The sequence below is a fragment of the Bacillus sp. FSL W8-0848 genome, assembly GCF_038007805.1.
In the GTDB taxonomy this organism is placed as follows: Bacteria; Bacillota; Bacilli; order Bacillales; family Bacillaceae; genus Bacillus; species Bacillus glycinifermentans.
The window spans coordinates 2,362,599-2,375,115 of record NZ_JBBOYB010000001.1 but is presented as its reverse complement, the minus strand read 5'-3'; the positions used below and the strand labels follow the sequence as shown (position 1 = coordinate 2,375,115).

Here is a 12,517-nt window from a genome sequence, read left to right as displayed (position 1 = left end):
ATGAAATCAAATAAAATAATAGATGCTAAAGGATTCGCATGCCCAATGCCGATTGTAAAAACAAAAAAAGCTATTGATGAATTGCAATCCGGAGAAGTGTTAGAAGTACATGCCACTGATAAAGGGGCAAAAAGCGATCTAACAGCATGGGCTAATTCAGGCGGTCATGAGTTGCTTAAAGATACAGAAGAAGATGGCGTATTAAAGTTTTGGATTAAAAAAGGTTAAATGTGATAAAGGGGGGGCTATTCCCCCTTTTAATTGACGGAAAGGAGGAAAGTTAGTGGGCATATCTTTTATTCTTCTACTATTTTTAATCGGATTAGTTGGTTCTTTTATGTCCGGGATGCTTGGTGTTGGGGGAGCCATTATTAATTACCCTTTGTTATTATACATACCTGTGTTATTTGGATTTACAGGCTTTAATGCTTACCAGGTTTCGGGTATTGTGGCAGTCCAGGTTTTTTTTGCAACGTTTTCCGGTGTATGGGCTTACCGGAAAGGCGGTTACTTAAATAAAGAACTTATCACCATTATGGGATTAAGTATTTTAATGGGAAGTATAATCGGCGGTTATGGGTCACATTTTTTCTCTGAAGATGTCATAAACTTGGTTTACGGAATATTGGCGATAATCGCCGCAGTCATGATGTTTATTCCAAAGACAGGTACAGAAGGTCATCAAAGTGATCACGTTCGTTTTCTAAAGATATTAACCTCGGTAATCACTTTCGCAGTCGGCTTGGCTTCAGGCATTGTCGGTGCCGGCGGCGCTTTTCTGCTTGTTCCGCTAATGTTAGTCGTTTTAAAAATCCCTACACGAACCACAATCGCGACATCACTCGCAGTTACATTTATTTCATCGATTGGAACAACAGCCGCAAAGCTCATCATTGGACATGTTCCTATTATGCCGGCTTTGGTTATAATAGCTGCCAGCCTAGTGGCATCCCCGATAGGTGTTTTAATTGGCAAGAGGGTGAATGCTAAAGTTCTTCAAGGTATTCTGATATTCGTTATTTTGATTACAACCGTGAAAATTTGGTTTGATATCTTCATTAATGTTTAAGGTTTTCTAAATTATCGGTTTTGAAGGAGGAATTGGATGAAAGAGGTTATAGAGTTAACTTCAATGATTTCAATTGAAAAATTCGTAAACGATCATAAATTAAGTTTTATATATATATCAAGGCCTCAATGCACAGTATGCCACGCTGTTCTGCCGCAGCTTAGAGCACTGCTCGCTCAATTTCCGAAGATCAAATTGGGACACATCGATGCTGATATAGTGGAGGAGGTTGCAGGCAGGTTTTCAGTCTTCACAGTTCCTGTACTTCTTTTGTTTATTGAGGGAACCGAATTTCTAAGAGAAGCGCGTTTTGTTCATTTTGAACAGTTTGAACAGAAGCTAAAGAGGGTCTATCGATTGTACGAGGAATAGATAGCTAAGGGAGGGGCCATGATGTGTCAAAACCCAACTTTTTTTGAACGGTATAAAGAAGAAGGAAAGTCAATGGAAAGCGGCTATTTAAGGCAGATCTTCGACCATTTGCAGGATGGAATCATCATGATGGATCAGGAACGCAGAATTCTGGTGATGAATCCGTCCGCAGAGAAGATGACGGGATGGAAAGTAGGGGGCAGGGTTCCGTACTGTTCCTACTGCCAAACGAGAAAACTGGAAGCGGGAGAAGAGCGTTGTTATTTGCTGGCCAAGCGGGAAATTCCTTATTTTCTTTCCTCGATGCCCACTTATGAGGGGCGATTCGTCGATATGGAGATGAGTACGGCTGTCATTTATGAAAACGGTGATCAAAAGGAAGTCCTTTTGGTCCTGAAGGATTTAACGATGAAGAAAAAGGAAGAGGAAGCAAGGATCTCCAAGCTGGTTCTGCAAAAAACGTTAGAAGCCCAGGAGAACGAACACAAGCGGTTGGCCCAGGAACTGCACGATGGCGTAGGGCAATCGCTTTATTCGGTTTCAGTAGGCATTCAAGCGATTCAATCGCGCATGAAGCAGGAAGATAAATTTAAAGAATACATGCAGGAAATCATCGATGAACTGGAAAAAGCGATACAAGACGTCAAACTCTATTCTCTCCAGCTGCGTCCGCATAGTCTCGATCAACTGGGACTGATCCCTACTGTCAAGCACCTTGTTTCCAGCTTAAACAAGAATCATAAGGATGTTTCTATTACGTTTGCCTCAAGCAATGTCAGCAATCGCTTGCTGCCGATTTTGGAAATCAATTTGTACCGCGTGATCCAGGAAGCGCTGCATAACGCCCTGAAATATTCGCAGGCGACACTTATTGAAGTCATACTGTACAAAGAAGGCGGTGAACTCGTTTTAATGATTCAGGACAATGGCATCGGTTTTGAGCGCGAGCTGACAGAGGAAGGTCTGGGATTCAAACATATGAAAGAGAGAGTCGATCAGATGGAAGGAAGTCTTCGTATTCACTCCGCACTTCAGAGAGGTACGTCTATTAAAGTGAAAGTACAGTATAAGGAGGGGAAGGAGAGTGATCAGGGTATTGCTGGTCGATGACCACATGATGATTCGCAAGGGAATTCGCGTGCTTTTGGAAGGTTTTTCTGAAATCGATATTGTTGGAGAAAGCCACAATGGCAACGAAGCCGTCCTCAAGACCGGTCAGTTGAAACCGGATGTAGTGCTGATGGATTTGTCGATGCCAAATGGATTGGATGGATTCACAGCGAGCAGTGAGATCCGAAAGTTAAACCCATCTGTTAAAATCGTGATTTTGACAATACATGATGAGGAAATTTTTGTCCATAAAGCGATCGAGGTAGGGGCCCATGGGTACGTCTTGAAAAACAGCGATTATCAGTTGCTTTATCAGGCGATTGTCGAGGTGTACAGAGGAAAACTCTTTTACAAGACATCTGTATCGCAAGACATCATTAAACAATGGCTGAATTCAGAGTCCAAAAAGCCGCCTTCTGTTTTAACTGTTCGCGAAAAGGAGATTGTCAGACTCATTGTGCTGGGTTATGCCAATAAGGAGATTGCCGATAAACTCTCGATCAGCGTCAAAACCGTGGAAAACCACAAAACGAATATCATGCAAAAGTTAGAGCTGGACTCGAAACACGAATTGATCCAATATGCGATTAAAAACAAATATCTGGATCTGGCGTTGTAACAGACTGCCTTTTGTCAGCTTGGGAAGACGGGGCTCATATAAAAGTAGGGGAGTTCCCCTATATAGAAAAAGGGAGATCGGTGTTACCTTAAAAACAGTGATACGCATCTTTACGTAAAACATCAACTTTCTAAAAGCATAAGGGGGTTGACTATGGCAAAACAAGTTCGTTATTCCGTTGTCATTGTTGGAGCTGGAACTGCCGGCATCTCTGTAGCCGCCCGTCTCGTCCGGGCTTCTAAAAAACTCAAAGGACAGATTGCCATCATTGACCCGCAAACAAAGCACTACTACCAGCCTTTGTGGACATTAGTTGGAGGCGGGGCAGCGAAGAAGGAAGAGTCGGAGCGCGATCTGGCTTCCCTGATTCCTGCCGGGGTTGACTTGATCGGCGATGCTGTAACGGAGTTTCGGCCGGATCAGAACACACTCCTTACAAAACAAGGAATGATCGTTTCCTATGATTATCTCGTTGCAGCAGCCGGTTTGCAAATCGATTGGGACGGGGTCAAAGGCTTGAAAGATGCGGTCGGAAAAAACGGGGTTTGCAGCAACTACTCATACCATACGGTAGACAGCACTTGGGAAAACATCCGCAACTTTAAAGGCGGAACCGCCATTTTCACTCATCCGGATTCTCCCGTGAAATGCGGGGGAGCTCCACAGAAAATTATGTACTTAGCAGACGACTATTTCCGTAAGTCAAATGTCCGCAATCAGTCGGAGATTATTTTTGCATCGGCGAAATCAATCATTTTTGATGTCCCCAAATATGCAAATGCGCTCGAAAAAGTCGTCCAGCGCAAGGGCATCCAAACGATGTACAAAAGAAACCTGATCGAAATTCGGCCTGATTCAAAAGAAGCCTTGTTCGAGAATCTGGAGACGGGGGAACAGGAAGTATTAACATACGATCTTCTTCATGTGACTCCGCCGATGAAAGCGCCTCTATTTATAAAAGAAAGCGCATTGGCGGATGCCGGCGGATGGGTCGATGTTGATCCGTACACTTTGCAGCACAAAAAGTTTGCCAATGTTTTCGGAATTGGAGACTGTTCTAACCTGCCGACGTCCAAAACAGGGGCGGCGATTCGCAAACAGGCTCCGGTTTTGGTGCAAAATCTGATGTCCCTGATAAAAGGATCTTCATTAGATGCAAGGTACGATGGATATACCTCATGCCCCTTGGTTACAGGCTACAACAAACTCGTGCTGGCCGAGTTTGACTATCACAAGGAGCCGCAAGAAACGTTTCCATTTGATCAGTCCAAAGAACGATTCAGCATGTACCTGTTAAAAAGAAGATTGCTTCCCGTCATTTATTGGAATGGCATGTTAAAAGGACTGATGTAAGAGAGGACAAAAGGTAACGGCAAGTGTATTTGGATGATGTGCATGATGCAGGATTCCAAAACAGTTTTCTTAAAATAAATGATGATTCAAGGGGAGGAATACAACATGTTGTTGCGCTACTTTTACGATGAAAAGCTGGCCCATGCATCCTATCTGGTCGGCTGCCAAAAAACAGGGGAGGCAATTATCATTGATCCCGGCCGCAATCTAAAGCCATATTTACAAGCAGCCGAAGATGAAGGGCTGCACATCACAGCAGCCGCAGAAACCCATATTCACGCCGATTTTGTTTCCGGTGCCCGCGAACTCGGCGTGACACACCAAGCGAAGCTGTATCTTTCCGATGAGGGCGATGCAGATTGGAAATATCAATATATTGATGGATTGAAACATCAACTTGTGAAAGACGGTGATCGCTTTTCCGTCGGAAACCTGATGTTTGAGGTGATGCATACCCCCGGCCATACCCCGGAAAGCATTTCTTTCCTGTTGACGGACCGCGGAGGAAATGCTGATCGTCCAATCGGCATCTTTACGGGAGATTTCGTCTTTGTAGGCGACATCGGCAGACCCGACTTGCTGGAAAAAGCGGCTGGGATCAAGGGAACGTCAGAATCGGGGGCAAGAGAGATGTTCAAGTCCCTCATGAAGTTTAAACAACTCCCGGATTACATGCAGGTCTGGCCGGCACATGGCGCAGGCAGCGCTTGCGGCAAGGCATTGGGAGCGATTCCGACTTCGACTGTCGGCTACGAAAAGCTGTTTAACTGGGCAATGGCTTGCACCGATGAAGAGGAATTCGTAAAAGCTTTGCTTGATGGACAGCCAGAACCGCCAAAATATTTTGCCGTGATGAAACGCGTGAATAAAGAAGGCCCAGCGTTGCTTAAAGATCTGTCTGCTGTTCCAGAGATCGCTTCAATTGAGCAGGTGAAAGATTTACAGAAAAAAGGGCAAATTGTGGATACCCGCCCTTCCCGGGAATTTGCTGAAGGGCATATCAAAGGCACGATCAACATTCCATTCAACAAGGCGTTTACGAACTGGGCAGGCTGGCTCATTGACTACAATCGTCCTGTGTCCTTCATAACGAATCCGGATAAAGTGAACGAACTCCTGGAAGCGCTGCGCTCTGTAGGCATTGACAATGTGGCAGGGTTTATGGACAGCGGCAAAATCCTGGAAAGCGGCGCTTTTGAACTTGAATCATACACGGAGATAACACCATTGGATATTGCTAAATTGGTGGAAGACGGATTCGTGCACGTCCTTGATGTCCGCAATCTGACTGAATGGCAGGAAGGTCACATTCCGAATGCGCAGCACATCATGCTGGGGACGCTCCCGGAACGGCTGGATGAAATTAAAAGAGACTGTCCGATCCTTGTGCAATGCCGTTCCGGAGCCCGGTCCGCCATTGGAGCCAGCATCCTGCAAGCTGACGGCGGTTTCAAACAGGTATTGAGCTTGAGCGGCGGCATTGTTCAGTGGCAGAAAGCCGGGCTTGCGATCGTGTGACAAGGGTCAGCCATTTGAGCTTTAATCAAGTGCATGGAATTCTATTAAAGCGTTATTCTAGAAAAAGATGAAAGAGGCCGAAATTCTCATCCTCCCGGCCTCTTTACCGATATTATTTTCCCTTCTTCTCCGCCCGATAAAACGCATGAAACATCTTCATCGGCAAACGCTTCTCACTCCGGGATCATAACCCCGCCCTGATGTTTCTCTTTGATTTCAAGCCAGGTCCGAAGCGGCCGCCTGAGGATGGGCATTTCAAATCTTTTGCCGCAACTTTAAATAATTTCTTAGTCATGCCAATTAAAAAGCACCATGATTGATTAATTAGATAAAATCTTTTTACAATTATGTCATGGTTTATCATGAAAATTATATTTTAATTTACTGCAAGTTAGATAAGGAGTGATCAAATGTCACGGATGGAAAATAAAACATTTAATTGCGAAAAAGAGTTAACGCTCAACATTATCGGAGGAAAGTGGAAAATGCTGATATTGTGGTTTCTGGGAAAAGAAGGTACGAAAAGGTTTGGGGAACTGAAAGCTCTGATGCCCGGCATTACTCAAAGAATGCTGGTGAATCAGCTGCGTGAATTAGAAGAAGATCATATTGTACATAGGGAAGTATATCCGGTTGTTCCCCCAAAGGTTGAATATTCTCTTACAAAACAAGGAGAAAGTTTAATGCCTATAATTGAGGCTATGTATGAGTGGGGTAAAAATTATATAGAAACTAATTTTTTTAAAGATGATAAATAGATGGTTGGCTTGAGATACTGTTTTGGAAACAGTATCTTTTTCTATACCATATGAGTAAAAGTATAGTATGTAAAAAAAAGTGCGTACTATAAAGGTGTCATCCCTCTTGCTATACTCGTCTTGTAAGAGAAATATCAAGAGAATCATCCGCGGAATTCATATTGATAATTTAAAAACAGGGGTGACTTATAATTGGAATTACAGTTAGCATTAGATTTAGTCAATATACCGGAAGCCATCAAGGTGGTAAAAGAAGTAGAAGAATACATTGACATTGTAGAAATCGGTACGCCGGTTGTGATAAATGAAGGACTCCGTGCAGTAAAAGAGGTGAAAGATGCTTTCCCGAATTTGAAAGTGCTGGCAGACCTTAAAATTATGGATGCGGCCGGGTATGAAGTAATGAAAGCCTCAGAAGCAGGAGCCGATATCATTACCATTTTAGGAGCTGCTGAAGACATGTCTATTAAAGGCGCTGTAGAAGAGGCAAAAGCTCAAGGCAAAGAAATCTTGGTGGATATGATTGGGATTAAAGATATTAAAGCGCGCGCCAAGGAATTAGATGAATTTGGTGTGGATTATATTTGCGTGCATACGGGCTATGATCTTCAAGCCATTGGCCAAAATTCATTTGAAGACTTAATGACAATTAAGAATGTAGTAAAAAACTCAAAAACGGCTATTGCAGGCGGTATTAAGCTGGACACATTGCCCGCAGTCGTTAAATTAAACCCTGATTTGATTATCGTTGGCGGCGGTATTGCAAATCAAGATGATAAAGCGGCAGCAGCCGCAGAAATGAAGCAGATGATTCAACAATCATGACGACTTATGATTATTTACAAGCGATCATCGCAGAACTGAATCATGCAACTTCTCGTATTCAAGAGGAAGGAATAGAGAATTTAATATCCAGTATTTTATCTTCAGAAAAAGTGTTTGTTTCCGGTGCAGGCCGTTCTGGTTTCATGGGGAAGTCATTTGCTATGAGATTAATGCACATGGGTATTCATGCGTATGTTACTGGAGAAACAGTAACACCTTCATTTACAGAGAAAGACTTGCTTATCGTAGGCACAGGATCAGGAAAAACCGAAAGTTTGCTTCACATGGCGAAAAAGGCAAAAGATATCGGAGGTGCCGTAGCAGCAGTTACAATTACTCCGGACTCACCAATAGCTGAAGTATCTGATTATATCGTGCAGCTGCCCGGTTCACCGAAAGATACAGCGGCAAGCGATAAACAGACCATTCAACCAATGGGGTCGCTTTTTGAACAAACTCTTTTACTGTTTTACGATGCCGCCATATTGCGAATGATGGAGATGAAAGGGCTGAATACTCAGCACATGTATGGGAATCATGCAAATCTTGAATAGATATGTATTAGTAAAGAAAAGGCGCAAATTTCATAAGGGATGTTGCGCCTTTTTTCTGTGAAGGTGTAATTCAGTATACATTAAGAAATGGCTAATATGAAACATTACTTCTCCAAACTGTCGTCTTTACAAGAAGAACGCAACTACACTGTGGAAGATTTGAAAGCAGCAGGATTTTCGAGAAAAACCATTGAAAGTGTACTTGAACAACAGTATAAGATGTTAGACAAGCTCGGAGTAAAATGTGAAAGGATTGATTTGAAATGACTTTGCTCGATAAAATCAGCTCTCGTTTTTCAGTAGATGCACAAGAAGCTCCTGCAAACGAAGAAGAAATTAAATCATTAACAGAATTCTCGCCTATTAATGTACCATCTGATTATTTAGACATAGTGAGTGAAGCAACAGAAGTTGAAATAAATGTTTCTGGAGAAAAGTATATACGTATATGGAGCCCCGCGGGTTGTGTTGAAATGAATGAATCCTATGAAATACAAGACTACATACCAGATTCTCTTGCAGTGGGAGATGATGAAGGTGGAAATGCTCTTATTTATTTCGAAGGAAAAGGTGGTTTTGGGCTATATATAGTAGGCTTTGGAATTTAGACGCAGAAGAAGCTGTTAAAGTTGCTGCATCTTTAAATGACTTATTAATTAATGATATAGGAATAGAGAAAATATTAGAAAGTTAATTGGCTCCCGGAGGAAACCTGGCCAACAATCCATGATAACGAAATGCTTTAACTGCTAGAAGCCCTGATTATGGGGCCTTTTTCGTTTTGGCGTGTTAATCTTAAAAAAACACAGGAAGTCATTTTCACACGGCTCTTTATAATCTTTGCGTCCTTCTGGAGATTAGCCGGAGCCATATCTAAATCAAAAAAGCGAATAGCGCAAGGTGGTGTTAATTCGGTAAGGAGAATGAGTATGAAATTTAGAGATTTTTTGTCTGTTGATGATAAAAGGAAGCTTAATGCTTCGGCTGCAAAAATGAGCAGCTTTCCAGAAAAGATTGGGAAGAGATTATGGGAACTCGTAGAGACACATATAAAAAAGTGAATGGCCGAATCAGAAGGAAATAAAAGAAGAGATGTTCTTCAAAGAAGAAACATCGCAATTCAGAAACGGGGAGGGGATCCCCCTTTAAAATATAACCATTATTAAAATTGATAATACAAAAATGATTGTTTGAATGGGCATCATTTTTATAGTAAACAAACTCATATTTCAATTTTGTTGAATAGGATATATAAGAATAAAAATTTGTCCCAATTTCCAAAAGGCATCCTGCAGGGTGCTTTTTTGATTCTACCGGACATAAAAAACACACCGATAACTTAACCGGTGTATCAAGGCTGGAGAAGGAAAGGGTCTTCACATTCAATACGGTGTCTTTATTCTTTTCTTTAACCCGGACTCTAATTAAAAGGTGCTTTTTAAAATGTGCATGCTAGAGACTTTGCATTCTATTATATTTCTTTAAATTGGAAAAGGTGAATAAAATTTTTAGCGCCTTAAGTAAGCACCGGTTTAGACTAAACCGATGCTTAGCTAAAGGAGATATGAATTGGGATGCTTTTATTATGGTTTTTAAATATTTAAGTTATACACTTAATTTTTGGCGTTTATTAGGGATGCTTTTTTTTTGGAGGTAAGACATGACATTCGAGAAATACCTGTAGAGAAAATTAATCCGGCTCTATATAACCGCGAATCGATCTGCAGCCTGGTGATCCAGAATATGAAGCGCTGAAACAGTCTATAAAGCGTTTCGGAGCGGTGAAACCTTGTCGGCGGCCACCAGCGTTTTAAAATCCACATGGAAGAAAAGCCGCGCTCTCCCGGTGTCAGTACATCAATTAAGACACTGCAAGCTTGGAATGGCATCAAGAATGCAATCTGGTCAGAAGATTCGCGCTAAAATAAACTAAGAAGAGAGTCGGCAAAAACCGGCTCTTTTTTTTATCCTTTAGAATTTTTATCTTTAATGTCTTCTTAAAGTATTTATCCCCAAATATACAGCTTCCCATCCTAAAAGTTCCGTACATCGTTTTTGTCAATATGAAAATTATAAAGGGTGTAAATTAATTTTAAGGAGGAATTTTTTTGATGACAAAAAATCACAAACAACAAAGTCAGCAACAAAAAGAAAAGCAAAAACATTCTCAATTACTTGGATCAAATATTACGGACGCTGAGCTTGCCCAGGAACTTGGAGGTCTTCAGCAGCAGCTTGCGCAATTAAACCAAAATGTAACCCAATTAGGATCATCTCAACAACAAAGCGTCCAAGGTCAAGCGCAACAAGGTTCTCAAAATCAAATGAAGCAACAGATTCAGCAATTTGGTTCTCAATCTCAACAGCAAATCCAGCACGCTGATCAAAAAATTCAGCAAAATATCCAGCAAGCTGACCAACTGCTTCATCAAACTCTTCGAGGGATTCAAACTAATCAGGCAATGAACCAAGTGAATCAAGCGGTTCAACAGGCTCAACAATCATTAAATCAACAAGGTCAGCAGGGACAGCAAAGTCAACAAAATCAGCAAAACCAACAGTTTCAACCGCCATTACAGTAAAGATATTCTGTACAGAAAGAAAAGATACTTTAAAACGGCTCTTTAGGCGAGGGGGAAGTCGTATTCTTCCTCCTCTTTAATTTGAAGGAGGATTTTTGTGATTTGATTTTCAAATCTATCGACCATCACCTCATCAAGCATGTATTCCTCATATGCATAATCACCCATCTGCATTCCATTCTTTTCAATAAAGCGAATGATTCTGCGGTAGGCATCTTCGGCTTCGTCACCTTTTTGGTATCCAACAGCATACAGACCTTTTGGCCTCACGTGATAGTTTATCTTCTCTATTCCTTCTTGTATTTTTATAAAAAAGTAACTGTAATTATAGAAGTCTTTTTTAAGAATTTGTTCACGTGCTAATATTCCGCCGACCGGATATCCCTCATCTAATTCATGTAATTGACCATAGTGAATAAGTTCTGAAATGGCCGTAATGTATTTTCGTTCCGGTAAGTTTAATGTTTTTCGGCTAATCATAAATTTTTCTTCATCTAAATATTGAAGAGAAACAGAGGAAAAGTCTGTTTCAAGTACTTGTTCAGTCAACTTCACTTTCGTCTGTATGATCGTTTGTAAATGTTTGAGTTTTTTGATTTTGCTCTCAATTTCAAAAGACTTTTCTTTGAGAATTGCAACGATATCCTCTGGTGTTTTCCCTTTTAAAAGCTGCTTTATTCTTTTTAACGGAACACCAACCTCCTTAAACAAACAAATGACTTGAAATAGCTCGAATTGATTATAGGAATAATACCTGTATCCGTTCTCTTTTTTTATTTCGGGAGATAACAGGCCAATCTCGTCATAATGAAACAGGGTTTTTTTTTTACGTTGCAGAGCCTTGCAAATTCACCTGTTGTGAAATATTTTTTAATATCTTCGCTCATAACAAACCTCCTTGACAATAAGGTAACCATATAGTTTATGATGCTCATTGTACCTGAAGGAAGGGTTGATTAACAACGAAAAGGATAGATAAAAATGGTTTCAATATCGGATAAGATGAAAAAATCTAACCCATTCAGATTATTTCTTTCTTATTTAATCCCCTCTTGTATCGGGATGTTTCTCATGGCAGTAAATATTTTAATAGATGGACTGTTTATCAGTCGTGGGGTAGGATCGGAGGCTTTAGCTGTCGTTTACATTACCGTGCCTATCGGGATCGGTGGGGCTGCGCTTTATTCCATTGCTCTTGGAGAAAGAAACCTACAAAAAGCCAATCACATTTTTACACATTCCCTTGTGGTTGTTTTTGTTATTACCGGCATTTTTGCATCGGTTTCTTATTTTTATGCTGAATGTATTGCGAAAGCACTTGGTGCATCAGGAGACATTTTATCTCTTGCATCCAGCTATTTGAAGATCATTTTGGCATTTGCAATTTTTTATGTTCTGGAAAATACACTAAGCATTTTCATCCGCAATGACGGTAATCCTAATTTAGCGATGACAGGACTCGTAAGTACGTCCATTTTTAATATATTATTAAATTATGTCTTTATTTTCAGGTTGAATATGGGGATCGCTGGGGCAGCGTACAGCACTTCTCTCGCTACTGTTCTCGGTTTTCTTGTCCTGCTAACACATTTCCTGCGAAAAAAAGTGTTCTGCGGATTAATGGTTCCAAGCCGAATGGGAAAACGATGCGCAGCATACTGAAAACGGGTTTGCCGAGTTTTATCATCGAGGGCTCGTGCTTAACGCACTCATTCAGTACATTGCTAATTTATATTAGTGTAAGAAGATTAATTTTA

General features: G+C 41.1%; 13 protein-coding genes and 2 pseudogenes. 14 read left to right on the top strand and 1 reads right to left on the bottom strand.

What is annotated here, in order from left to right; translation table 11 throughout:
* The 13 genes and pseudogenes from NSQ39_RS12410 (at position 1) to NSQ39_RS12350 (ending at position 10,760) form a co-directional block, all read left to right on the top strand.
* On the top strand, positions 1-228 hold the full coding sequence (locus NSQ39_RS12410; protein ID WP_046131557.1) for a sulfurtransferase TusA family protein: 228 nt from the start codon (positions 1-3) through the stop codon (positions 226-228).
* Between the two features lie 55 nt (positions 229-283).
* Positions 284-1,069: a sulfite exporter TauE/SafE family protein gene (locus tag NSQ39_RS12405; RefSeq protein ID WP_175076574.1), complete on the top strand. Its 786-nt coding sequence runs from the start codon at positions 284-286 to the stop codon at positions 1,067-1,069.
* Between the two features lie 36 nt (positions 1,070-1,105).
* Positions 1,106-1,441, top strand: coding sequence for a thioredoxin family protein (locus NSQ39_RS12400; RefSeq protein WP_341015179.1), 336 nt, complete (start codon positions 1,106-1,108; stop codon positions 1,439-1,441).
* Positions 1,442-1,459: 18 nt separating this feature from the next.
* The gene (locus NSQ39_RS12395; RefSeq protein ID WP_341015175.1) at positions 1,460-2,551 is read left to right on the top strand and encodes a PAS domain-containing sensor histidine kinase; all 1,092 of its coding nucleotides are present in this window, start codon (positions 1,460-1,462) and stop codon (positions 2,549-2,551) included.
* Positions 2,526-3,170, top strand: coding sequence for a response regulator transcription factor (locus NSQ39_RS12390; protein ID WP_341015171.1), 645 nt, complete (start codon positions 2,526-2,528; stop codon positions 3,168-3,170). The genes NSQ39_RS12395 and NSQ39_RS12390 overlap by 26 nt, the downstream gene beginning before the upstream one ends.
* Before the next feature lie 153 nt (positions 3,171-3,323).
* Complete coding sequence (locus NSQ39_RS12385; RefSeq protein ID WP_341015169.1) at positions 3,324-4,523, top strand: FAD/NAD(P)-binding oxidoreductase; 1,200 nt, start codon at positions 3,324-3,326, stop codon at positions 4,521-4,523.
* A 105-nt stretch (positions 4,524-4,628) separates the two neighbouring features.
* Positions 4,629-6,041, top strand: coding sequence for an MBL fold metallo-hydrolase (locus NSQ39_RS12380; protein WP_046131563.1), 1,413 nt, complete (start codon positions 4,629-4,631; stop codon positions 6,039-6,041).
* 410 nt (positions 6,042-6,451) lie between these two features.
* On the top strand, positions 6,452-6,799 hold the full coding sequence (locus NSQ39_RS12375; RefSeq protein WP_046131564.1) for a winged helix-turn-helix transcriptional regulator: 348 nt from the start codon (positions 6,452-6,454) through the stop codon (positions 6,797-6,799).
* Between the two features lie 192 nt (positions 6,800-6,991).
* Positions 6,992-7,624, top strand: a complete 633-nt coding sequence (hxlA, locus tag NSQ39_RS12370) for a 3-hexulose-6-phosphate synthase (RefSeq protein WP_046131565.1) — start codon at positions 6,992-6,994, stop codon at positions 7,622-7,624.
* Positions 7,621-8,178: a 6-phospho-3-hexuloisomerase gene (gene hxlB / locus NSQ39_RS12365; protein ID WP_046131566.1), complete on the top strand. Its 558-nt coding sequence runs from the start codon at positions 7,621-7,623 to the stop codon at positions 8,176-8,178. Before hxlA ends, hxlB begins: the two co-directional genes overlap by 4 nt.
* A gap of 263 nt (positions 8,179-8,441) precedes the next feature.
* Positions 8,442-8,872 (top strand): annotated as a pseudogene (locus NSQ39_RS12360) (SMI1/KNR4 family protein).
* A 235-nt stretch (positions 8,873-9,107) separates the two neighbouring features.
* Positions 9,108-9,239, top strand: coding sequence for a hypothetical protein (locus NSQ39_RS12355; RefSeq protein WP_272901851.1), 132 nt, complete (start codon positions 9,108-9,110; stop codon positions 9,237-9,239).
* A gap of 1,050 nt (positions 9,240-10,289) precedes the next feature.
* Positions 10,290-10,760, top strand: coding sequence for a hypothetical protein (locus NSQ39_RS12350; protein WP_175076576.1), 471 nt, complete (start codon positions 10,290-10,292; stop codon positions 10,758-10,760).
* 42 nt (positions 10,761-10,802) lie between these two features.
* Here NSQ39_RS12350 and NSQ39_RS12345 read toward each other — a convergent pair.
* Positions 10,803-11,647, bottom strand: a pseudogene (locus NSQ39_RS12345) (MerR family transcriptional regulator).
* A gap of 94 nt (positions 11,648-11,741) precedes the next feature.
* Here NSQ39_RS12345 and NSQ39_RS12340 point away from each other — a divergent pair.
* A complete protein-coding gene (locus tag NSQ39_RS12340; protein WP_309245928.1) occupies positions 11,742-12,422 on the top strand; it encodes an MATE family efflux transporter in 681 nt (226 codons plus the stop codon).
* Positions 12,423-12,517 lie beyond the last annotated feature (95 nt).